This window comes from Zymomonas mobilis, from assembly GCF_006715975.1.
Taxonomy (GTDB): domain Bacteria; phylum Pseudomonadota; class Alphaproteobacteria; order Sphingomonadales; family Sphingomonadaceae; genus Zymomonas; species Zymomonas mobilis_B.
Window position 1 is genome coordinate 1,572,582 of the sequence record NZ_VFOF01000001.1, and the last position, 24,128, is coordinate 1,596,709.

20 protein-coding genes are annotated in these 24,128 nt (G+C 47.2%); 5 read left to right on the forward strand and 15 right to left on the reverse strand.

Annotated features, from left to right (window positions below):
* Window positions 1-12: 12 nt before the first annotated feature.
* From urtD to urtA, 4 genes are read right to left on the reverse strand one after another with little or no spacing between them, the layout of a single operon-like run.
* On the reverse strand, window positions 13-753 hold the full coding sequence (urtD, locus tag FBY58_RS06900; RefSeq protein ID WP_141920181.1) for an urea ABC transporter ATP-binding protein UrtD: 741 nt from the start codon (window positions 751-753) through the stop codon (window positions 13-15).
* On the reverse strand, window positions 743-1,888 hold the full coding sequence (gene urtC / locus FBY58_RS06905) for an urea ABC transporter permease subunit UrtC (protein ID WP_141920183.1): 1,146 nt from the start codon (window positions 1,886-1,888) through the stop codon (window positions 743-745). The genes urtD and urtC overlap by 11 nt, the downstream gene beginning before the upstream one ends.
* Window positions 1,885-3,546, reverse strand: a complete 1,662-nt coding sequence (urtB, locus tag FBY58_RS06910) for an urea ABC transporter permease subunit UrtB (RefSeq protein ID WP_221624820.1) — start codon at window positions 3,544-3,546, stop codon at window positions 1,885-1,887. Before urtB ends, urtC begins: the two co-directional genes overlap by 4 nt.
* Complete coding sequence (gene urtA, locus FBY58_RS06915; protein ID WP_141920185.1) at window positions 3,543-4,877, reverse strand: urea ABC transporter substrate-binding protein; 1,335 nt, start codon at window positions 4,875-4,877, stop codon at window positions 3,543-3,545. Before urtA ends, urtB begins: the two co-directional genes overlap by 4 nt.
* A 141-nt stretch (window positions 4,878-5,018) precedes the next feature.
* Between urtA and FBY58_RS06920 the strand changes: the two genes are divergently transcribed.
* Both FBY58_RS06920 and FBY58_RS06925 read left to right on the forward strand, forming a co-directional pair.
* Window positions 5,019-8,348 carry an ATP-binding protein gene (locus FBY58_RS06920; RefSeq protein ID WP_141920187.1) on the forward strand — a complete coding sequence of 1,110 codons (3,330 nt, stop codon included), beginning with the start codon at window positions 5,019-5,021 and terminating at the stop codon, window positions 8,346-8,348.
* Window positions 8,345-9,235, forward strand: a complete 891-nt coding sequence (locus FBY58_RS06925; RefSeq protein WP_141920189.1) for a response regulator — start codon at window positions 8,345-8,347, stop codon at window positions 9,233-9,235. Before FBY58_RS06920 ends, FBY58_RS06925 begins: the two co-directional genes overlap by 4 nt.
* A 3-nt stretch (window positions 9,236-9,238) precedes the next feature.
* Here the strand turns inward: FBY58_RS06925 and FBY58_RS06930 are convergent, their stop codons facing one another.
* From FBY58_RS06930 to typA, 10 genes are all read right to left on the reverse strand, one after another.
* Window positions 9,239-10,693 (reverse strand): carbohydrate porin, encoded by a 1,455-nt coding sequence (locus FBY58_RS06930; protein WP_141920191.1) that lies wholly within the window; start codon window positions 10,691-10,693, stop codon window positions 9,239-9,241.
* A gap of 104 nt (window positions 10,694-10,797) precedes the next feature.
* Complete coding sequence (ureG, locus tag FBY58_RS06935; protein WP_141920193.1) at window positions 10,798-11,412, reverse strand: urease accessory protein UreG; 615 nt, start codon at window positions 11,410-11,412, stop codon at window positions 10,798-10,800.
* On the reverse strand, window positions 11,409-12,083 hold the full coding sequence (locus FBY58_RS06940) for an urease accessory protein UreF (RefSeq protein WP_141920195.1): 675 nt from the start codon (window positions 12,081-12,083) through the stop codon (window positions 11,409-11,411). The genes ureG and FBY58_RS06940 overlap by 4 nt, the downstream gene beginning before the upstream one ends.
* Before the next feature lie 16 nt (window positions 12,084-12,099).
* On the reverse strand, window positions 12,100-12,630 hold the full coding sequence (locus tag FBY58_RS06945) for an urease accessory protein UreE (RefSeq protein WP_185738181.1): 531 nt from the start codon (window positions 12,628-12,630) through the stop codon (window positions 12,100-12,102).
* Complete coding sequence (gene ureC / locus FBY58_RS06950) at window positions 12,631-14,334, reverse strand: urease subunit alpha (RefSeq protein ID WP_141920197.1); 1,704 nt, start codon at window positions 14,332-14,334, stop codon at window positions 12,631-12,633.
* Window positions 14,334-14,675 carry an urease subunit beta gene (locus tag FBY58_RS06955; RefSeq protein WP_141920198.1) on the reverse strand — a complete coding sequence of 114 codons (342 nt, stop codon included), beginning with the start codon at window positions 14,673-14,675 and terminating at the stop codon, window positions 14,334-14,336. Before FBY58_RS06955 ends, ureC begins: the two co-directional genes overlap by 1 nt.
* Window positions 14,659-14,961: an urease subunit gamma gene (locus FBY58_RS06960; RefSeq protein WP_141920200.1), complete on the reverse strand. Its 303-nt coding sequence runs from the start codon at window positions 14,959-14,961 to the stop codon at window positions 14,659-14,661. The genes FBY58_RS06955 and FBY58_RS06960 overlap by 17 nt, the downstream gene beginning before the upstream one ends.
* A gap of 58 nt (window positions 14,962-15,019) precedes the next feature.
* Entirely contained in the window at window positions 15,020-15,853 is an 834-nt protein-coding gene (locus FBY58_RS06965; RefSeq protein WP_141920202.1) for an urease accessory protein UreD, read from the reverse strand.
* A 112-nt stretch (window positions 15,854-15,965) separates the two neighbouring features.
* On the reverse strand, window positions 15,966-16,817 hold the full coding sequence (locus FBY58_RS06970; RefSeq protein ID WP_141920204.1) for a transglycosylase SLT domain-containing protein: 852 nt from the start codon (window positions 16,815-16,817) through the stop codon (window positions 15,966-15,968).
* A gap of 255 nt (window positions 16,818-17,072) precedes the next feature.
* On the reverse strand, window positions 17,073-18,890 hold the full coding sequence (gene typA / locus FBY58_RS06975) for a translational GTPase TypA (RefSeq protein WP_141920205.1): 1,818 nt from the start codon (window positions 18,888-18,890) through the stop codon (window positions 17,073-17,075).
* A 461-nt stretch (window positions 18,891-19,351) separates the two neighbouring features.
* Between typA and FBY58_RS06980 the strand changes: the two genes are divergently transcribed.
* The 3 genes from FBY58_RS06980 (at window position 19,352) to FBY58_RS06990 (ending at window position 23,753) form a co-directional block, all read left to right on the forward strand.
* On the forward strand, window positions 19,352-20,119 hold the full coding sequence (locus tag FBY58_RS06980) for a DUF6624 domain-containing protein (protein WP_260432140.1): 768 nt from the start codon (window positions 19,352-19,354) through the stop codon (window positions 20,117-20,119).
* Between the two features lie 574 nt (window positions 20,120-20,693).
* Window positions 20,694-23,141, forward strand: coding sequence for a TonB-dependent siderophore receptor (locus FBY58_RS06985; RefSeq protein WP_141920207.1), 2,448 nt, complete (start codon window positions 20,694-20,696; stop codon window positions 23,139-23,141).
* 294 nt (window positions 23,142-23,435) lie between these two features.
* Window positions 23,436-23,753, forward strand: coding sequence for a hypothetical protein (locus tag FBY58_RS06990; RefSeq protein WP_141920209.1), 318 nt, complete (start codon window positions 23,436-23,438; stop codon window positions 23,751-23,753).
* A 20-nt stretch (window positions 23,754-23,773) separates the two neighbouring features.
* Here the strand turns inward: FBY58_RS06990 and FBY58_RS06995 are convergent, their stop codons facing one another.
* Window positions 23,774-24,124, reverse strand: a complete 351-nt coding sequence (locus FBY58_RS06995) for a hypothetical protein (protein ID WP_141920211.1) — start codon at window positions 24,122-24,124, stop codon at window positions 23,774-23,776.
* Window positions 24,125-24,128 lie beyond the last annotated feature (4 nt).

Consider the following 24,128-nt stretch of genomic DNA (forward strand, 5'->3'; position numbering starts at 1 on the left):
TTGAAGCGCGGTTTAACGCCCCAGATAAACTTCGATTACACGAGGATCGGCACTGACGGTGTCGAGATCACCTTCAGCCAGAACGGAGCCCTCATGTAAGACGGTGACGGTTACCCCCAAGGCACGCACGAAATCCATGTCATGTTCGACAACGACAACACTGCGGGTTTTGTTGATTTCTCGTAATAAATCCGCGGTTGCCATGGTTTCGGCATCGGTCATGCCAGCGACAGGTTCATCCACCAGTAGCAATTCAGGATCCTGTCCCAGTAACATTCCGATTTCGAGCCATTGTTTTTGACCATGGCTCATCCCGCCCGCGGGTTTATCGGAGAGAGATTCTAGCCGGATTAATTGGAGAAGATCAGCAACCCGTTTTTCTTCTTCTTTTGTGATATGAGAGAATAGGACAGAGAAAGGCGAACGCAGTCCTTTCAAAGAAAGCAACAGATTATCCCATACCGACAAAGCTTCAAAAACGGTTGGCTTTTGAAATTTTCGACCAATGCCCAAACGGGCAATCGCAGGATCATCCATCCGCGTAAGGTCATGTCCCCGAAAAGTGACGGTGCCTTTATCGGGGCGGGTTTTTCCGGTGATGATGTCCATCATTGTGGTTTTACCCGCGCCATTGGGCCCAACAATCGCCCGCATTTCACCCGTTTTAAGATGAAGCGAAAGGTTGTTGATGGCACGAAAACCATCAAAAGTGACACTAACATCCTGCATTGCCAAAAGCCATTTATCGGTCATGTTCGGATTCCTCTGGCTCGATAATTTCGGGGGTCACTTCTTCCGATTTCTTACGCAGATGATGCCCTAATCCCATGATGCCATTGGGGAGAAACAGCGTCGTTAGGATGAACATTGCACCCAGACTATAAAGCCAGAAATCGGGTAACCATGTCGTAAAGACGGTTTTTCCGAAATTGACCAGAATTGCCCCAATGACAGAGCCGACCAAGGTGCCACGTCCACCAACCGACACCCAGATAACAGATTCAATGGAATTGGACGGTGAAAATTCGCTGGGGTTAATAATGCCGACCTGTGTGACGTAAAGCGCGCCGCCGATACCGGCAATCATGGCCGAGAAAACCCAGATAACCAGTTTAATTTGTTCCGGTCTGTATCCCAAAAAGCGAGTGCGGCTTTCTGCATCCCTGACAGCCAGCAGCAGATTACCAAAGCGGCCACTGACAATCCAACGAGAGATCAGGAGCGCTGCTGCGAGAAAGATACCTGTGACGATCAAAAGCACGGCACGGGTTGAAGAAGCGTGTAAATCCGCCCCGAGAATATCTTTAAAGTCGGTCAGGCCGTTATTACCGCCAAAGCCAAGGCCATTTTGGAAAAAAGCCAGCATCAAGGCGTAGGTAAGCGCTTGTGTGATAATCGAAAGATAAACACCGGATACCCGAGAACGGAAAGCCAGCCAGCCGAAGATACCGGCAAGAATAGCAGGCACAGCCAAAACGAGCAGAGCAACCCATACGAGATGTTGGCTGCCCCACCAATAGAAAGGCAGATGATCCCAAGAGAGGAAAATCATAAAATCAGGAAGATTGGGATTACCATAAGCGCTGCGTGTGCCGATTTCGCGCATCAGATACATGCCCATGGCATAGCCACCCAAAGCGAAGAAGGCCGCATGTCCCAAGGTCAGAATACCAGCAAAGCCCCAGACGAGATCAACCGAAAGTGCCAACATCGCATAGGCAAGATATTTACCCGCCAATGTCATCACAAAAGGAGAAACATGAAACAGGCTGTTTTCCGGTAGCAGGCTGGCACCGGCTAGTGTGACCGAGAGCAGAAAGACGGCCACGGCCATGACGACAGCACTGGAAAACGGGCGTTTGGCCGGAGTGGAAAGACGTGAACTCATGATTCAACTCCTCTTCCCCGTAACGGGAACATGCCGCGAGGATGGCGTTGGATATAGACAATAACCAAAACCAGAATGGCAATTTTGGCAGAGACGGCACCGATGGAAGGTTCCAGAACTTTGTCCCCCATCCCCAAGGTCATGGCACCAGCAAAGGTACCCCACAGATTGCCAACCCCACCGAAGACCACCGCCATAAAGCTGTCGATGATATAGTTTTGGCCAAGATTGGGGCTGATATTGTCAATCTGGGTTGCGGCGACCCCCGCTAAACCAGCGATGCCGGAACCCAACCCGAAGGCGAGTGCGTCAACGCGCGGGGTTCTGACACCCATCAAGGCGGACATCCGTCTATTTTGGGTGACTGCCCGCATTTCAAGACCGATAGAAGTACGCCGCAAAGTCATCATCAATGCCCCAAGAACGGCAAAGGCGAAAAGGAAAATAACCAGACGGTTAAGCGTAATTTCAATCCCACCCAGCATAAACGACCCCGCCAACCAGTAAGGCGTTGTGATTTCGATATTCGTTGCCCCGAAGAGCGAACGGATCGCTTGTTGCAAGATGAGAGATAGCCCCCAAGTCGCCAATAAGGTTTCCAAAGGCCGACCGTAAAGGAAGCGAATAAGGCCACGTTCGATCAGGACACCCAAGGCACCGCAGGCCAAAAAGGCCACCGGCACGGCCACAACCAAGGCGAAAGGATCAAGCGCAGGAAAGACCGTATGGATGCTTTGTTGCACCAGATAGGTCACATAAGCGCCAATCATAATCAGTTCGCCATGCGCCATATTAATGACGCCCATAATGCCAAAGGTAATCGCAAGACCCGTTGCCGCCAGCAGCAGCACCGAACCATAGCTGAGACCGTAAAAGGCATTTTGCAGCAAGTCCCAAAAGCCAAGGCGAAATTCGATACTGGAGACTGCTTTTTTAGCGGATTGTTTGACCGATTGACTTTCAAGGGATGAAGCCGCGATACGACAGAGAATATTATGGGCATCAAGGCCGCCCGATTTTTTCAAGATCGCAATCGCTTTCAAGCGCGCGTTATCACCCGTTGCCAAAGGCGTTTCGGAGAGAAAGGCCGCTGCTTGAGCTTTTTCGAACGCTAGCTTTACTTTCTGGTCTTTTTCCTGTGCTAAAGCCGCGCTGATTTTCGGTGTAAAGGCCGGTATCGCATGGCTGTATAAGGTGTCAGCAGATTGAAGCCGCGTCGCAGCATTGGGCGAAGAAAGGCCGAAAAGCGCTGTTGATGTCACCAAAGCTAGTCGGACTTTGTTATTGATACGGACAGGCTTTAATCCGTCATCCGTAAGGCTGATTTTTTGTCCGCTGCGGATATCGGCATAGCCATTTTCTTTTTCGAGATAAAGCCCGTGGCGGCTATCTTGATAAAGGGCGTTTGTCTGCAAAGCTGAGACAATGCTTTTTGCCCGATCAGGATCAGAAAGAGCCAGCGCCGAGACGGTTTCTGCGATCTGGTTAAATTGCCCCGATGCCAAGCCCGATAAGGGATCACCCGAAGAATCCGGTGATGAAGTGGTTATCGCGTTTTCGGCTATGGCCTTTTGTATTTTTGCATAGCCGGTTGCCCCATAGGCCAGCGAAAAGACAAGGAACATAGCCAGAAACAATGATTTTGCTGATTGATTCATGATTTGTGGCCAATACATGTGTGGGTCAGGGTATTGTAATTGCCGCAATGGACGGCTGCGCTCCAGTCACCGATCAGCCCCTTGCTTTCAGGAACCCAAGGCGACCACGCCTGCCCTGCAATTGGTTCGGGGGTCTGCCAGACCGTGTTGAATTGACCATCTTTCTGGATTTCACCGATATAGACCGGTTTGGTGATATGGTGGTTTGGCAGCATGGTGGCGACACCGCCCGTCAGATTGGCTTGGCGAATGCCGATCATGGCATCAATGACCTTGTCATGGTCAGTTGTGCCAACTTTGTTAACAGCCTGTACCCACATATTGAAACCGATATAATGGGCTTCCATCGGGTCATTGGTGGTGCGTTTAGGATTGTGACTGAAGCGATGCCAGTCTTGGATGAAAGCTTTGTTTTTAGGGGTATCGATGCTTTCGAAATAATTCCATGCGGCAAGCTGACCTACCAAAGCGTGGGTATCCATGCCTGCCAATTCTTCTTCACCGACACTGAAAGCCATGACCGGAATATCAATCGAAGAAATGCCGTGATTGGACAGTTCTTTATAAAAAGAAACATTGGCATCGCCGTTAATGGTCGAAACAACGGCGGTTTTCTTGCCCGCATAGCCGAATTTTTTGATACGAGAGACAATCGTCTGCCAATCGGATTGACCGAAAGGCGTATAATTGATCATGATATCTTCGGCTGGGATGCCTTTCGATTGAAGATAATTCTGCAATATCCGGTTGGTCGTGCGCGGATAGACATAATCTGTCCCCATCAGGACAAAACGCCTTGCAGAGCCGCCTTCCTCGCTTAAGAGATAATCAACCGCAGGTATTGCCTGTTGGTTGGGAGCAGCACCGGTATAGAAAATATTCCGGCTGCATTCCTGTCCTTCATATTGGACAGGGTAAAAGAGAATACCGTTTAATTCTTCAAAAACAGGCAAGACCGATTTTCGGGAAACACTTGTCCAGCAACCGAAAACGGCAGAAACTTTGTCCATGGACAGTAATTGCCGTGCTTTTTCAGCAAACATTGGCCAGTTGGATGCGGGATCAACAACGACCGGCTGTAAAGGTCGACCGAGAAGACCACCTTTTTTATTTTGCTGATCTATCAGCATCAGCATCAGATTTTTTAAAGTCGTTTCGCTGATGGCCATTGTGCCGGATAAGGAATGAAGAATACCGATTTTGATCGGTTCCCCTTTCGGCTCGGCAAAAGCTTTACCGCTGCCTATTATGCCGCCCATTGCTGCCATTGATGAAAAAAGAGCAATCCGTGCAAAGTCACGGCGGGTAAGAGAAGGCATAGAAACAGGCATAGGCATTGATCCTTTTACTGTTTCTCTATTTTGGCTAAAACAAAGGAACTTCCTATACGCAATCCTGCGTATGACAGGCGCGTCTTGATCCCGTAGAATATATCAAGAAAGCCCATAATCACGGATTATAAAGGACGCAGGGTGAGATCATCCTTTAACAAAAACTATCTGCGTATTGCCCGCGTAAGACGAGCATATAACCGTTGGGTCGCCGATCAGAGTTTTGAAGATTATGCGCTGCGTTTTACTGCCTTATCCGCGCGCCAGAAAAATCCGTTAAAAGTTGCCTTTACCGCACTGGGATCGGTGTCATTTATGGCGTTGGAAGCGATTGGCGGTAGTCTGACTCTGGCCTTTGGTTTTCAGAATACCGTTCTTGCTATTTTGCTGATTACGGCCATTATTTTTTGTATTAGCATTCCGCTTTGTTTTATGGCGGCTAAAAGCGGTCTTGATATTGATCTTTTAACCAGAGGCACCGGATTTGGTTATATCGGATCAACCATTACCTCGCTTCTTTATGCCAGTTTTACCTTTATCTTTTTTGGTATTGAGGCGGCTATTCTGGCGAATACGATTAACGCCTTTCTTTTTATACCATTACCCATTGCCTATTTGCTGTCTGCGATTGTGGTTATTCCTTTGGTGGCACGGGGTATTACCTTTATTTCCCGTTTTCAGATAAGCACGCAGCCGATTTGGTTTATACTGAATTTTTTACCCTTGGCGGTTATTCTCATAAGTCATCCTGAATGGGTAAAGGAATGGACGCATTTTACCGGTAATGCTCCGTTATCGGGGAAAGCAGACATTGTGGCGATTGGTTATGCCGCATCAATCATGTTTGTTTTAATTTGCCAGAGTGCCGAACAGGTCGATTTTTTACGTTTTTTGCCCCCAAGGACGACTGAAAACTATTGGAAATGGTGGACGGCCTTGTTGATGGGAGGCCCCGGATGGATTCTGTGCGACTGTTTTAAGTTACTGGCAGGTTCTTTTTTGACCTCGGTTATTATCAATAGAGGGTTTTCGCTAGCGATGGCGATTCAGCCTTGCTGGATGTACCGCTTTGCCTATGGCACATTCGCCTCGCCTGCCCTCGCAACCGGCCTGACTTTAGGCCTTATCACGATTGCCCAAATCAAAATTAATGCGACCAATGCTTATGCCGGATCGCTGGCATGGTCGAATTTTTTTTCCCGCTTAACCCATAGTCATCCCGGACGGGTGTTTTACGTCTTTTTCAATATCGCGATTGCCCTATTGCTGATGGAAGCTGGATTAGTCGATACGATTCAGACCGGCATTATCCTTTATGCGGTATTTGCCGCCGCGTGGATTGGGGCGATATTAGGCGATATCGTTTTATGTAAACCGATGGGTTTTAGTCCCGAAGTCGATTTTAAACGGGCGGTTTTACCTGATTTGAATTTAGTCGGATTGGGTGCGACGGCTTTAGGGTGTTTATTGGGCATCCTATCCTTAAGCAGTGTTTTGGGCAGTCTTTCTGCGGCCTTTGCGCCTTTTGTGGCTTTGCTTGTAGCATGTTTTACCGCTCCTATTTTGGGATATGTGACAAAAGGGCGGAGTTACATTGCCCGTAACCTGCCTAAAAATTGGCAAGAAGGTAGCCTGAAAAAAACCTGCGTTATCTGTGGGCATCAATTTGAAGTCGCCGACATGGCACCTTGTCCAGCCTATGGGGGCGCGATCTGTTCCCTTTGCTGTTCATTGGATAGCCGTTGTCATGATCGCTGCAAACCAGCGGTTTATCATTTTGCCTACCAATTATTATATCCGCTTCGTTATTTTTCAGCGCCTATCAAAAGAGGAATTTTGTCCCCTTTCGGGCGGTTTATTTCTATTATGTTGACCGTCTCTTGTGTTTTGGGCGGGTTAGCTTTTTATGCCGGTGAGAAATGGCATAACGCCTTCATCATTGTGTTTTTGGTGGCATCTGTTGTGGCTTGGCTGATCGTATTGGGACAAGATGGTCAGCGAAAAGCCAATCGGGAAACCTTATACCAGACCCGTTTATTGATGAATGAAATCCGCGCCCATCGCCGAACAGATGAAGCATTAAAACAGGCAAGAGAAAAAGCCGAGGCAGCAAGTTTAGCGAAAACCCGCTATATCAGCGGGATTAGCCATGAGATACGATCCCCGTTAAATGCGATCATGGGGTATACCCAAATTTTGCAGCAAGATGGCCGTGTCCCAGAGGATCGGCAGCAAGCTTTGCATATCATGCGGGAAAGCGGTGAACATGTGACGGCTATTCTTTCCGGTTTATTGGATATCTCACGTATTGAAGCCGGACGGATCAAAATTTATCGGGACAAGATTGAACTGTCGTCGTTTCTGGAAGCAGTTGTTCAGATGATGCGCCTACAGGCGCAAGAAAAAGGTTTGGATTTTTTCTATCATCACGGGGATTTGCCGTCTCTTGTCCATGGTGATGAATATCGATTGCGGCAAATTTTGATTAATCTGCTCTCCAATGCGATCAAATATACGAAGCAAGGTTCGGTTACTTTTCAAGTGCATTGGCGCAGCCAAATCGGCGAATTTCTGATTACCGATACCGGAGCTGGGATACGCCCAGAAGATAAAGAGCGCATTTTTGAACCCTTTGGGCGAGGTTCGTCCGCCACCGGCATTCAAGGCACCGGTTTGGGTCTGACGATTACAAAATTGCTGACTGAAGTGTTGGGGGGCGAGCTGACTTTTAAAAGTGAAGTTGGCAGCGGCACAGAGTTTCGGGTGCGTTTGATGCTGTCTGATATTCCACAGGATAGTTTACCGTTACCCAAGCGTATTCCAACAAATTACCAAGGTGAACGCTGTCGAATTTTGGTGGTGGATGACAATGATGCCCACCGACATATTATGCGTGAATTTTTAGAACCACGCGGTTTTATTATCGAGGATGTAAATAGCGGGGAAGCCTGTCTTGAGAAGATCAAAGACTGGACACCAAATCTGATTTTGCTGGATCTTTCCATGCCGGGGATGGATGGTCAGGAAGTAGCCTTAAGAATAAGGAAAAGCCAGTTTTCTGCTATTCCGATTATATTTCTAACCGGTAATCTGGTTGAAAGCACCGATCGGCATGTGCCTTCATTAGAAGGATGTCCGGTTATCGGAAAGCCCGTCAATTTAACGACCTTGATCAATGAAATCGGTCAGCAGCTACATTTGTCATGGATGTTTCCCAAACGGCAGATGGCAGAAAATCTTTCTGATGAAAAAGTCGAAGAAAAGATAGCGTCACGTTCCTTTTCAGAAGAAGAGCGAGCTATGCTGTTGGGGCTTTTGAATAGAGGGGATTTGAAAAAATTGCGGGAAGCTTTGACAACCCTACAGGCATCTATACCTGCTTTGTATGACGTGACCACTTCGCTGATAGCGATGGCGGCATCATACCAACTGGAAGCGCTGCGTCATGCGTTACAAAAGGAAACAGAATGACCTTTTCATATGCCCATAGTCGCTATTCGGTTCTGGTGGTGGATGATGATCCCAAAGTTTTGGGCGTAATGGACGAAAAATTATCGCAGGCCGGTTATATCGTCCTTTTGGCGCAATCCGGTACAATGGCGTTGGAGGTCATGAAAAATACAGCCCCCGATATTGTGTTGGTGGATGCGATTATGCCGGAGATGACCGGCTGGGAAGTTTGCGCCCAGATTAAGCAGGATCTCCATTTTCATACGACCCCTGTCATTTTTATGACAGGGATGACCGAGACTGAATATGTTTTGAAAGCTTTTGAAGCGGGGGCAGCCGATTACATTACAAAACCTTTTAAATTTGAAGAGGTATTGGCACGGGTCGCAGTCAGGTTAGAGGCGGCTTCTCGTATTAATGCGGCGCATTCCACTTTGGATAAATTTGGGCGTTTCCTGTTTGGGACGACGCAAGAAGGCGTTTTGTTATGGGCGACGCCTCAAGCCAGTGAAGCTTTGGATAAGTTGCCAAAGGGGACTATTCAGGATTTATCTTCTGCGGTGAAAACGGCAGAAAACGGAACAAAGCTTTTCAGCTATCAAACGCCCAAAGAGGAATATCGGATTACTTTTGTGGGTCGTCCCGCTGCGGATGAAATGATTTTCAGCATTTCTACCCATAACAGCCATCCTGAAAAAATTATTCAGGAGAAGCTGTCTCTTAGTAGTCGGGAAGCAGAAGTAATCCTGTGGATATCCCGTGGTAAATCCAGTCGTGATATTGCCGATATTTTGGATATCAGTCCGAGGACGGTCGATAAGCATATCGAGCAAATTTACAATAAAACCGGATTGAGTTCCCGTGCAGCAGCGGCCTCTACGGTTTCGCGGCTGTTACAGGAACTATAAATTTTATAGTTGTATCTGGGTTCGGATACCCAAGACAACAGCATTCCGATAGCGAGATTGAGCATTCGGACGGATCACGTATTGAATATCAGGCGTTAAATCAACGCCGTTATAGATATGTGCCGAATATTGAGCTTCGATGATGGATGTATAGGTCTGGGGATAGGCATCGCCGATACCATAGGCCTGTTCGAGGCGCTCGCTTCTTCTGGTGGCGGCACTTTGATGTGAATAGACAAATTGCACGCCGAAGCTATCTAATGGGCGGCTTTTGATGAGACCGTGGTCTTCGAGGCCAATGAAGGCGAGATCCTGAAAGACGGAGATATTGCCATCCGTATGGGAATAATTGGCAAATAAGGTTAAGCCTTGGTTAGCGCCTTTGCCATGCCGGATAAGCATTGCATCCATCCCGACCCATTCCGCCATATAACCACGCCGTTTTAGAGGATCGCCTCCATATAAGGCCATCGGTTGGCGGGCGGTATTGTAATAAACATCTTTGGCTGATCCGGTGGTGTAATAAAAACCAGCCTTGAAATGCATGGGATTTTCACCCGGATTTTGCCCCGGTGTCCAACCGAATTCAAAGGGAACGGTGACGCCAGTCACGTCTTTGGTTGTCCATGAAAAACCAGAGCTGCCACCGAGATGGCTGTCAGCGCCAAAGACACCCGTTTGAACATAGAGATCATAACCCGGACTGTAGCGGGTATAGCCCCCGAAGGTATTCCCCGGAGCCATGGAGAATGCACCCTGACTACCGCCGCGGATGGCTTGCGGAGTGGGACAGATACCAAAAGAGAAGAAGGAGCAATAGATTGGTGAGCTGTTGAAAAACAGACCTGGGGATAAACGTCCGGCAGCAATAATCAATTTATCATTCAGGAGGTTTTCTTGCCCATAAATATAGGCAAGATGGAGCGAATGCCCTGCCCCGCCCCAGATTTCACTTTCGTTATAAAGATTGTCACCGACATAATCGGGCCCGACCCCGTTACCGACACGATTGACCAGTAACAGATGGGTTGAAAAGCCTTTGATACCAGCGAGCTTTTGCCAATCAACATCTATTCCTAATGCCCGTTGATCGGCGTAATCAACCCCTGGTTTAATACCGCCGGAGACATTCCCAACAGATTCCCCCAGATAGTTAACGGTAAGATCAACGCCATGTGATTTGAGGGTTGTTAACGCCCCGCCCCAATCACCCAATAAATGTTGATCATGCGGAATAAGTTCAGCGGCGCTGGCATCAGGGGGTGTTGGTTCCGAGATGTTTTTATCGGTTAAAGATAAAGTGGAGTCAGAATGACCCGAAGATTTTTCAGTCGCAAGATAACGAATTTTGGATAAGGTTGTGGCTTCTGTTGCGCCGGCATAAAGCGCCGACGCATTGAAAAACAAGGTCCCCCCTGCGATAATCTGCCTGATATTCTGTCTGCACCACAGAAGCATGATATTACCCCGATCCAGCCTTGTTGAAATCGGAGGTAATTTGGACAGAAAAAGCGAAAGACCGCTATTCGCAATATTGCGTAAAAACGCGAAAAAGAATTAAATTATAACCCGCCTTGTTCCACAATAAAGCGCGATATCGTTTCAACCCCGTCGCCTTTCCGAATATTGGAAAAGACAAAGGGCTTTTTACCGCGCATAATCCGGCTATCGCGTTCCATGACATTAAGATCGGCACCGACATGGGATGCGAGATCAATTTTATTGATAACCAGCAAATCGCTGCGAGTAATACCGGGTCCCCCCTTGCGCGGGATTTTATCGCCTGCCGAGACATCAATAACGTAGATCGTCAGATCCGCCAATTCGGGGCTGAAAGTCGCTGCAAGATTATCGCCGCCGCTTTCAAGTAGGATAAGGTCAAGATTGGGAAAACGATCATTTAAAGTCTGTATACCAAGCAGATTGATGCTGGCATCTTCACGAATGGCCGTATGAGGGCATCCCCCCGTTTCAATGCCGAGAATTCGTTCTGGCGGTAGAGAACCAGCGCGGGTCAGGATTTGAGCATCTTCCAGTGTATAGATATCATTGGTAATAGCCGCGATATCGAATTGATCGCGAAAACGCCGACATAAAGCGTCCATTAATGCCGTTTTTCCCGTTCCAACGGGCCCGCCAATACCTACCCGTAAAGGCCCATGTTTATGTAATGTCATGTTCGGAATAGCCTTGTCTGTTGAATTTCATGCTGCATAGAAGCGAGATCGGAACGAAAACAGCCGCTGCCCGTGTCTTCCAGCTTTTTACCGCGCGTTTTTGCTGCCGATCTAATAATATGATGTTCCAGTTGTTTCATGGCCTTTAAGCTGTCGCTTTGCCCTAACGGAATAAGCCGTAAGGCCGCCGAAATGATGCCCGATACCGCAACATAGGCACCGGAAATCGTCGAGAGATCCTGTTCCATATGGTTACGGCGAAAAAGGATACCTTGGGCGACAGGTAATGGCCAACGGATATCAGCCATATCGGGGTCTTTTTTGAATAACGCCCAGATATCGGTTGCTTTCAAAAAAGCTTCCCCTTGATTCACGGTTTCTTCATAGCGTTCGCGAGAAGCGGCGCTGGCACAGGCGAATTCGGCAACCTGTCTTATTTCTTGGGAAGAGGATGCCGCCCAAGCTTGCCGAAGAAAGATCATATCCGACCGCAAGCTGCCATAATAAAGCAATGCCTTCACCCATATGACCAAAGAAGCCACATCGGTAATATCGCCATTATCAACCGACCATTCCAAGCCATGGCTATATGCATAGCTGCCCGTTGGGAAAGCGGGAGATATCCAAGAAAACATCCGAAGAAGATGAAGCGATTCCGAAGAAGAAGGCATACCCGATCAAATGGCTTTAATGATGATGGCTGTGGTGATGGCCGCCATCAGCATGGCTATGATCGCTATGATCGCTATGATCGTGATGACTGTGACTATGTCCGTGGTCATCATCGCCACTATAAGCACCCGTTTCAGGCGAGAAGGCTTCGTCAACTTCGGCAACATAACCGCTGAGCTTTGTAACCATATTGGCAATCACATGATCGTTACGGATCAGGATATAATCATCATGGATAGCGGCGGGTAAATGACGATTACCCAAATGCCATGCCAGCTTTAAAAGATGAAGAGGTGAGGTTGCCGTTACCCGCAGCAATTTTTCTTTTTGCGATTCAACCCGCACGATCCGATCATCCTCTAATTTTAACCCGTCACCTGTCATAAGGAGGCGCGGTTTTTCCAAGTCAAGCAGGGCATGCGCCCCTGATTGCAACTCAAGCCGTTTTCGCCTTCTGTGCCGGCCTTCATAATCTGCGTGATAGACATCGGCGGCTTGATTTTCGTCCCAGCTACCCGCTGGCAGGATTTCGATAATGCGCATCATTCAGAACAAAAAATACCTTTGAGCCATAGGGAGAATTCCCGCTGGTTCACATGTTAACAAAACGCCGTCTGCCCGAACTTCATAGGTTTCGGGATCGACTTCGATAATCGGCATAGCATCATTGTGAATCATGCTATGTTTTCCGATATTACGAGTATTCGATACCGCCGAAAGTGGGCGTTGTAGGCCCAATTCCACCCCGATATCAGCTTCAAGTGCAGATTGAGAGACAAAGGTCAGGCAGCTTTCAGTCAATGCCCGTCCATAGCCCCCAAACATCATACGGCCATGCACCGGTTGCGGTGTAGGTATAGATGCGTTGGGGTCCCCCATCATTGCATAGACAATCGAGCCGCCTTTGATAACTAGATCCGGTTTAATGCCGAAAAAGGCAGGATCCCATAAGACAAGATCGGCCAGCTTACCGTCTTCAATCGAGCCGATTTCTTGGGATAGGCCATGCGATATCGCCGGATTGATGGTGTATTTCGCAATATAGCGTTTGACGCGGTTATTATCGGCGGCACTATCTCCAGCAAGCGAACCGCGTTGGCATTTCATTTTATGGGCGGTTTGCCATGTCCGGATAGCGACTTCACCCACGCGTCCCATGGCCTGACTATCCGAGGACATCATCGAAAGTGCGCCCATATCCTGAAAAATATCTTCGGCGGCGATCGTTTCTTTGCGAATACGGCTTTCTGCAAAAGCGATATCTTCTGGCACATGGGGATCAAGATGATGGCAGACCATCAACATGTCCAAATGCTCGTCTAATGTATTGACGGTATAAGGACGGGTTGGATTGGTTGAAGAAGGCAAAACATTAGGTAAACCGGCAACCCGAATGATATCAGGTGCATGACCGCCCCCAGCCCCTTCGGTATGGAAGGCGTGGATTGTTCGGCCTTGGAAAGCGGCAATGGTATCATCGACAAAGCCACCTTCATTCAAGGTGTCGCTATGGATCATTACCTGAACATCCATGCGATCAGCGACCGACAAACAGCAATCAATCGCGGCAGGTGTTGATCCCCAATCTTCATGTAGTTTGAGGCAGCAAGCCCCTGCCCTAACCATTTCTTCCAAAGCAGCGGGAGAAGAAGCGTTACCTTTCCCTGCAAAAGCGAGATTAACAGGTAGCCCTTCGGCGGCTTGTAGCATCCGTCCAAGATGCCAAGGCCCCGGTGTGCAAGTTGTTGCCGCCGTTCCGGTCGCAGGCCCTGTGCCGCCGCCCAGAAGAGTCGTAAATCCAGCAGAGAGTGCTTCTTCCACCTGTTGCGGGCAGATAAAATGGATATGGCTATCGATTCCGCCTGCAGTCAGGATACGCCCTTCACCAGCGATGATCTCTGTTCCTGCGCCAATGATAATATCAACTTTGGGTTGAATATCGGGATTACCAGCCTTGCCAATTTTATAAATACGGCCATTTTTAAGGCCGACATCGGCTTTGATAATGCCCCAATGATCGATAATGACAGCATTGGTGATAACCGTATCGACGGCACCTTCTTGATTGGAATAGGAAGATTGTCCCATTCCGTCACGAATGGTTTTGCCGCCGCCGAATTTAACCTCTTCACCATAGACGGTGCGGTCTTGTTCGATTTCTATCAGCAAAGCGGTATCGGCCAGCCGGATTCTGTCGCCTGTCGTCGCGCCAAAGATGCCTGCATATTCAAAACGGGAAAGGCGTGTCATCAATCAAGATTCCCCATAACATCTCCACGGAAACCAATTACTTTTCGTAACCCCCTAAAGGGAACAAGCCGAACTTCGCGTTCTTGCCCCGGTTCAAAACGTAAAGCGCCGCCGGACGGAATATCTAATCGCCAACCTAAGGCCTGCGCCCTGTCAAAATCCAAGGCTGGATTGACCTCTGCAAAATGATAGTGGCTGCCCACCTGTATCGGACGATCACCTTTATTGGTTACCAACAGGCAACGGCGCGGTTGCCCTTGGTTGATCTCGATATTCCCTTCGGCGGGTAATATTTCGCCGGGGATGGCATCTTGTTCGAGGGGGTCATCGTATTGGGTCATGCACCGTCACCAATTTCGTGCCATCGGGGAATGTTGCCTCGACCTGCACATCGTGAATCATTTCGGCTACGCCAGCCATTACTTGTGAACGGGTCAGAACCTTGCCACCGCTTTCCATCAGATCGGCAACACGGCGACCATCTCTAGCGCCTTCGACCACATGTTCGGTAATCAAAGCGATCGCTTCGGGATAATTTAATTTAACCCCGCGTTCCAAGCGGTTGCGCGCGACAAAAGCCGCCATAGCAACCAATAGCTTGTCTTTTTCCCTGGGCGTTAATTTCATAATCCTGATGCCTTTTTGTTTTTCGCAGAGGGATTTTTAAACACGGCCTTCCAATCCATTAGAAACGCCATGTTGATGGTTCCGAACGGTTATGGCGAATAAAATGTAATAGGCGTCGCCATTGTTTTTCATTTTCTCGCCCATTGGAAGACAGAGAACGAATAACCAGCATGTGGTTCCATGCAGAGGCCGCAAATTCAGAGTTGTGATCGTTAGGTAATAATGGCCGTAACTCTGCCAGCTTTTCTTCAGCCAAAGGAGAAACCCAGACAAGGGTCGATAAGACGGGTCGGCCTTGGCTGACCGCTTTTAAGGAAAGTAATCGGCGGTTGATCGTATCCAGCTGGATAATGTCTTCCATGATAAGCTTGTTACCCCGTCTTATAGAAAGGCGGTCATAAAAGCTGATATGGGAAGCGGATTCATTGAAAGCCTGCCGTCCGAATATCCGGCTTTCGAGAAATAGAAATTCGGAAGAATCCGCCATGTCGACGGCAAATTTTCTTTGAATTTTGCTGCCGTCAAAGAAAATGCTGCTATGTGGCAGCCATTCTAGAATAGCGTTTTCAGCAATTTTGCATTCAGTGTTGACGGTGGCCGCCTTGTCAGTGGAGCGGGCTTTATAAATGCGTTCAGCAGCTTGAGATGTCACCAAAAGATGAGCATTAGGATGGCATTGCAGAAAACCTTCTATTTGGTCACCTGCTGCAATTCCGCCAGATATATTAACCGTAACGGCTTCTAAGATGTGATCTTTGGGATAGGGAAAAAGTAAACGGCAGCAGCCTTCTTGCCGAAGAGAGGCGAGACGGCTGGCTTTGGTCGAGGCCTGAACCTCTAATGCGAATTTTCCTAATGCCCGCTGGAGGGTATTTGTGCCATTATTCACCATGCCACGTCCATAAGCATATAATAAGCTTATGAGGTATAAAGAAGATACGTAAAATTACGCATCTAAAATCTATGGCCAGCCATCACATTTTTAATTTTTTATCAAATTCGGCTTAGATATTGCTGAGTGAAGAAGAGATGAGGGCATAAGCAAGCCTTGCATCATTGGCATGCTTACGGCCATCCATATTGCCTGCCCCATGTGTATTGGGACGATGGCTGAGCATCGCAGCCGCTGTCATTCCGTCAACACCCTGCATCGCCATGGAGATAAGGCGCGTGTTTTTTTGCGCGGATTCAAAGTGATTTGGGATCACATTATAATAGGACGCGTAGTGTAAATTGCCCTTTTTGAGCCATTCGCTATCCGCATCAGTCGCATTCCGATCAAGGCGCGAAGCCAGCATATGATAAACTTCATCAAAGCTGCGGCCTTTACCGTCATGATGATAGAATATCGCCGGATTGGCTTTGGCTTCTTTTGGGAAATGGATCGCGGCACAAGCGCCACCATCTGCCGCCCTTTTAGTCAGGAAACGGCCAGCGCCATGGGCACCCAGAAAATGCGCGAAATAAAGCTCGCCCCGACTAGCCGGACGACCCAGACAATGCGCCAGTTTTTCAGCATTATCAGCAGCGAAAGCCCCCGCCATCGCTGCTGCTGCTGCCGGTTCTTCTCGAAGAGAGAAGATACGGGCTTTTAATTCCTGATCGTGAACGACCCAGCGGCCACCTTCTTTACTGATTGCATCCGATGCCCAGCCATAGCCGTAAGCGTCGCCATGCTGTTTCAGCACGCCGAGCCAGCTTTGGTTGAGAAATTGGAAAAGGCCAGCAGCGGTTGAGCCCTGTGCCTTTGCATGAGGATTAAGGCCACTTTCGCAGCGTGCCTGAGCCATGAGATAGGAAAAGTCGACACCAGAATCCTGCGCAGCATGGTCAATCGCCATGCGGATAGATTCCATGCGTCCTTCTATCTTTTTGAAAGTGAAACAAAATTGGCCGTCACGCCTGATGGTCCCCCTGTTATGCTGCCTAGATTTTTTGGATAAGGGCAGTCTACAGGACAAAGCAAAAATTATGCCATGAGTCTAATATGGCTTGAATATAATAAGATCTTAAAAGAAAAAAGCGTCTTCCCATAGAGAAGACGCTTTTTTATTATTTTTTGACCCGTGGCGTCAAAAAGCCTGTTAGTTTTTTGACACCCTAAAGATCAACTAGAGGTTTTTGGAAGCGCGAGCATGACGCTTGCGTTCGTTCGGATCGAGCCAGCGTTTGCGGAGGCGAACGGACTTCGGCGTAACTTCGACCAATTCATCATCGGCGATGTAAGCAATAGCCTGTTCCAACGTCATTGCACGAGGCGGCGTCAAACGGATGGCATCATCCTTACCGGAAGAACGCATGTTGGTCAGCTGTTTTGCACGCAACGGGTTGACTTCCATGTCACCGTCGCGAGCATTTTCGCCAATAATCATGCCTTCGTAAACCGTTTCACCGGCACCGATAAACAGAACGCCGCGTTCTTCAAGCGAACCGAGCGCGAAGGCAACCGAAGAACCGGTACCAAGCGAAATCAGCACACCATTCTGGCGACCAGAGATCGGGCCTTTGTAAGGGCCATATTTTTCAAAGAGGCGGTTCATGATGCCGGTACCACGGGTATCCGACAGGAATTCACCATGATAACCGATCAAACCGCGTGACGGTGCCGAGAAAGTGATACGGGTTTTACCGCCGCCTGAAGGCCGCATATCAACCAGTTCTGCTTTACGCAGTGACATTTTTTCGACGACCGTGCCGGAGAATTCATCATCAACGTCGATCATGACCGTTTCATACGGTTCTTCGCGGCCATTTTCGCCTTCGACGAACAGCACGCGCGGACGGCTGATTGAAAGTTCAAAGCCTTCACGACGCATGGTTTCGATCAAAACGCCAAGCTGCAATTCACCACGACCGGCGACTTCGAAGCTGTCTTTTTCGTCGGATTCAGTGACGCGGATAGCGACATTGGATTCGGCTTCGACCATCAGGCGATCACGGATCATACGACTGGTGACCTTGGTGCCTTCTTTTCCGGCCAAAGGTGAATCATTCACCGAGAAGCGCATGGACAACGTTGGCGGATCAATCGGCTGAGCGGCGATTGGCTCTTTTACAGCAGGATCAGCGATCGTATTGGCCACGGTTGCAACCGTAAGACCAGCCAAGCTGATGATGTCACCAGCAGAGGCTTCTTCAACCGGAACGCGATCCAAACCACGGAAGGCCATGATTTTTGAGGCGCGGCCAGTTTCCAGAATGTTACCGTCCATATCAATAGCATGGATCGGCTGGTTCAAGGAAAGCTTACCGGCGTCGATACGACCCGTCAAAATACGACCGACGAAGTTATCACGATCAAGCAGCGTTACCAGAAAACGGAACGGTGCATCAGCATCGACCTTTGGTGCGTTGACGTGACCGACGATCTTTTCGAATAACGGTTCCAAGGTGCCTTCGCGAACTTCTTCGCTATCACCGGCATAACCGTTACGTCCAGAAGCGTAAAGAACAGGGAAATCCAACTGTTCATCACTGGCGCCTAAAGTCACGAAGAGGTCGAAAACCTCGTCCAGAACTTCGGCTGCACGCGCATCGGGACGGTCAATTTTATTGACAACCACGATCGGCTTCAGGCCAAGAGCCAAAGCCTTGCTGGTGACGAATTTGGTCTGTGGCATTGGGCCTTCTGCGGCATCAACCAACAGAATAACACCATCCACCATAGAAAGAATGCGTTCTACTTCACCGCCAAAGTCAGCATGGCCGGGCGTATCGACGATGTTGATACGTTTGCCGTTCCATTCAATCGAGGTGCATTTGGCGAGAATGGTAATACCACGTTCTTTTTCGAGATCGCCGGAATCCATTGCTCTTTCATCAATCCGCTGATTTTCGCGAAAAGTACCTGACTGACGAAATAACTGGTCGACAAGCGTCGTTTTGCCGTGATCGACATGCGCGATGATGGCCACGTTGCGCAGGCTCATGTGTTTCCTGTCCATTTAGAAAGATTAGTATCTATGCTTTTATCTTTTTTCCGACCTGTTATCCTGAGATCAGGCATAAGGTGGACTATAAAAGGATTCGATACCACAACCAGAATTAACACGTGAACCGCATTAATTCTCTGACGAATGAAGGCTTCCATAGCCGAAAAAGCCTCATTCAACAAGTATGCTGTCTGAGAATGACAACAAAAGAATAATGAAAATAAAATGAAATATTGGCGACTTAGTCCATGATAATTCTATTTTTGTGGATTTATAGTTTGCAATTTCACAAACGAAATACATGTATAAATATATTTTAAAAAGAAAATAATTTATATTTTAATTTTATTAAAAAGTAAAAATTTTTCATAACGAATAAAAAGTAATATATAACCCCTAAAATATATTGAAATTTCATCGAGAAATAATGTTTATATTAAAAATAAGAAGAGATACATATGACAATGATTAAAAAAGCTTTCAAAGCTTTTACTTATTTATCAGGTCATAGGGATCCGGCACCTGATATAACTTCTATCCGGCCATCGGGTTTTCAGAAAAAAATCATTTTCTTTTTTATAATGGCCTCAGCCATTCCGGCGATAGGACGAGCAGAAAGCCTTCCTGCATCGGCAGGCGAAATCGCGACAGAAATGTCTTCGGATAGTTGTATATCAGATCATGCTTTCCCTGGTTACGCATTGAACCATCAGAATTTTAAAGAGATGCAAGCAGCCTCCCATTTCAAAAAACAAGCAAAAATGCTGATTGCTATGAGCGAGCATGAACAGGCAGTCAGAAGCCACTTCGCTAAGGGGCAGCCGATTGACTGGAAAGAAGTTGAGGAAACAGATCGTAAGAATACGCGCGATTTTAAGAAAATGATCGATAAAGAAGGCTTATTTGCACTATCTCAAGTCGGAGGCGATGCCGTGGCGGCTGAATTTCATTTAATTCAGCGGTCTCATGATATCCCTTTTCAAAGAAGCGCATTAGACATGATGCGACATATGCTTGCGCGTCAGGATTTCCCCGGTGACTATGTAGCTATTTTAGAAGACCAGCTTTTGGCAAGAGATGGCAAACCGCAGATATATGGCACACAGGTGAAAAAGGATGGCTCTTTATATCCTGTTATCGACAAAGATCAGTTGGATGCCAGACGGGCTAGCCATGGATTGGCACCGTTGCGGGAAGCTATCTGTCCTTTATCGAAGACCGAATAATGCGTTGTGACACCCTGCCCTGTTTGAAATTCGATGGTTTTGGTGGGATGATCAAAAGAGATCCGCTAGTCAGAATTTTGAATGGGGCACGGTAATTAAAATAAAATATCTTTTCCTAGTAACAGATATTAACGATAAAAATATTTTAAAGAAATCATTTAAAATCTATCTCTTTACCATGACTGGGTAACAGGAAAAGAGCACTAATCACCACCCATTTTTTAGAGTTCGTTTTCAAAAAAAATCCTTTTAATTCAAAGGGTAATGAGTGTTATCTTGAGTTAAAAGCGATGGTTTTTTTTTAGATCGTTAGACGCCGGTTTTTGAAGTCCAGCCTATAAAATAAGATATATGCGTTATATTTGAGCAATTTAGTATATTGCATCATAAAAGACACGATAATAGTAAAATTACATCATACTACTAGACATTCGGCTGATAAATTTATAAAATGATACTTTATAACGTAATGATATTACTGACAAATGTTTCCTTTAGACGCAACAACAAATATTTCCTTTAAAATCAGCACACAAACAGATCAGATACAGTCGTAAAATTTATGGGGGGGGTTATGAAGCAAGTATTCCTCAAGGGCGGTTTTTTTGTCTGCCTTTCATCTACACTTTTGCAATATCCAGTGGGCGCTTTAGCCAGTAACGCATCCGATACCGTATCGAACGATGCTGCAGCGAATAACAATGCCGCCGGTAATAACGGGGATGCTATTATTGTTACCGGAACGCGTGAAACCGGTAAAAAGGCGAGAGAGAGTATCTCCCCTATTGATATTATTTCAGCAAAACAGCTGAGCCAGACGGGTATGCCCAATCTGCGTGATGCTTTGACGCAGTTGTTACCTTCTTTGACGGTGCCGAATGGTGGCTATGACAGTGGAGCTTTGACGGATTCCTTAAGCTTGAGGGGCTTGAGCCCGAATGAGACCTTGGTTTTGGTGGATGGTAAGCGTCGTCATACCACGGCCAACATTTATGCCAATCCGGGCCCGCAACAGGGATCAACGCCAGTTGATATCGACATGATCCCGATGGCGGCGATCGACCATATCGAAGTTTTGCGTGATGGGGCTTCGGCGCAATATGGTTCTGATGCTGTGGCGGGTGTTGTGAACATCATTCTGAAAAAACAGGATCATGGCTTCCATGCCCAAACCTTGACAGGAATTACGGCGGCTAAAGATGGTTTCCAGCAAGGCGTCTATTTGGATGGTGGTACCAAGCTGGGTTCGCGCGGATATCTCCATGTCAGTGGGGATTTCCTCCGTCAGAACCATACCTATCGCAGTGCTGCCGATTTGAGAACGGGAACCAAAGACAACAAATTATTAGGACAGCCGGAGCAAACGCGAGAAAGCTTTGCAATCAAAGGCGGCTATGAGATTACCAATAATATTGAAGCTTATGGTTTAGCTACCTATGCCCATCGCTATGCGGGTTCTTACCAGAATTATCGTCTTCCTAGCTCATTAGCCAATTACCCCGGCTATGCTGCAATTTACCCGAATGGTTATTCCCCAGTTGAAACCATGAATGAAAATGATTGGGAGATCATGGCGGGTTTGAAAGGCGTCGTTAAAGGCTGGAATTGGGATGTTTCCAGTGTCTATGGCCGCGATTATGACAATATCGGCTTGAAAGATTCTGCCAATCTCCAATTGTATCGAGATACGGGTAGAACCCCAACGACCTTTAATGGTGTTCAGCGCTTTAATAACCAGCAATGGAGTAACTCCATTGATTTCAGCAAAGAATTCCATGTTGATGGTTGGCCTCATGCCATCAATGTCGCCGGTGGTGCGACCCATCGTTATGAAAGCTATACCATCGGTGCAGGATCGGCAGACTCTACTTATGGTAGTGGATCAGATGCTCTTCCGGGAACGGCTGCAGCCAATGCAGGGAAATTTAGCCGCAATGTCTTTGGCGGTTATTTTGATGTTGCGACCCATCTGGTAAAAGACTTGCAGATTGATGTTGCTGGTCGTTACGAACATTATTCCGATGTCGGAGACACCAAAACAGGAAAAGTAGCTTTACGCTATGATCCGTTTAAGTGGTTGGGCTTTAGAGCGACCCTGTCCAACGCTTTCCATGCGCCGACTTTGGCACAGGAATATTATAGTGCGGTAACGCTGTCGCCGACGGCTGCCCATGGTATTATTAGTGCGAGCTCCCCCGGGGCATTGGCGAATGGCGCGGAAAAGTTAAAACCGGAACGTTCGACCAATATTACCGCTGGTATTACTTTTGAGCCGATCAAAAGACTGCATATCACAGCTGACTTTTATCAGATCAAACTGCGTGACCAGATTTTGCCAGGCGGTAACGTCTATGGCAATCAGGCCTTAAGCGCGCTTGCGATGAATGGCTTTACCTTGCCATCAGAAGCGGCAAGCTGGGCATCGGCTTCGCTGTCGACCCATTGGTTTGCGAATGTCGCCAGCACGCGCACCCGTGGTATTGATATCACCGCCACTTATCCGACCTATCTTGGTGATATCGGGCATATCGACTGGAGTGTATCAGCCAACGTCAATCGCACGATTTTGACCCATCAAAGCACGGATGCGCAAGGTAATGACCTGCTGACGACGCAGAGCATCGCCTATATCACGACAGCCTATCCACGCAGTAAAATTATCTGGGGTGGTCAGTTTACCAGTGGCGATAAGAAATGGATTGTCGGGCTGCATGAAATCCGTTGGGGGCATACCACGTCCCAATTGGCGTATTATAAAGGTGTCGCCAATACATCGGTTGCATCAGCCTATGACTTCTTCAAATTCCTTAATCAGCCCAAATTTGTGACCAATCTTGATATTACCTATCGGGTGAATCCAAAGCTGGCTTTGACGATAGGCGCTAATAACCTGTTCAATGTCCACCCGACCCGTGTGCCTGTGGATCATCGTTATCTGGGTGTGCCGCAATATAATATGAGCACGTCTCAATTGGGCATGAATGGTGGATTTTATTATTTCAAAGTGGATGTCTCTTTATAAAAAGCGCTTTGGCTTTTTGTAGCATCCAGAAGGAAGGCTGTTGGCGCTGTTTTTTCGTAAAATAGCGCCGATGGCTGGATTTCGAGAATAGAGAAACGGAGAAGTAGCTTTTAACTTATCCTCTTTTTGAAACAGTCATTTTTTTGAGGAAGGCGTTTAGAGAAAGCAAAAAACGGCTTTAGGTTTATAGTGATAGGATCACAAAAGCCGTTATTCCGTATTGTTTTTATCTATTTTTACGAACTCATATAATATGATATGCTCTCGCAATAGCTTTTTTGAAATGGAATACCCTTGTTTCGTTTATCTGCTAATATAGCGATCTGCCTCGCTGCCGTGTTACTTTCATCTCTAACGGCGGTCGCCCTTTGTTTGCTTCTGGTTATATCGACATCAGGAAAAGCGACCGTTCGGAAAAAACCGCCCATATTAGCGACGGTAATAACGACCTCCTTACCGACAGAAGGTACAGCCCAAAGAGAACAAAAATTTCTGGAATGCCGCTATCTAGCCCCAAAATCGTCCAAAGATGAAAAGATGAAGCTAATCTATCGGGAATGTTTACGCCGGATTGCCTTTGACGGCGATTTACCGCCGGAACATCGGCGGTAAAGATTCCGATAGTGAAAACGTTATTTTTTATTACAGGTTAAATTCAAACTTTTAGGTGATAATTCTTTGATAAAATCAGAATTAATGAAAACAGGAGGTAAATATAGATCTTCATTCTTTTTAATACTGCCATCAAAACCAACAACAACCTTATCTGAAGCATCATTCCATATAATGACCAAAGGTAGGTCACGACCTTCAATGGAAAGGCTGACATAATCTTTATTATTTGTTAAATAACAATCTTTTTTAGATTTCTCGCCATATAATTCTAATAAATTATCTACTTCCAAAATTTTATTTTTTAAAATAAAAACTTTTTTATTATTAGGGGTATGGAAATTAAAAATGCTATTTACAGTTCTTGTCATAGTA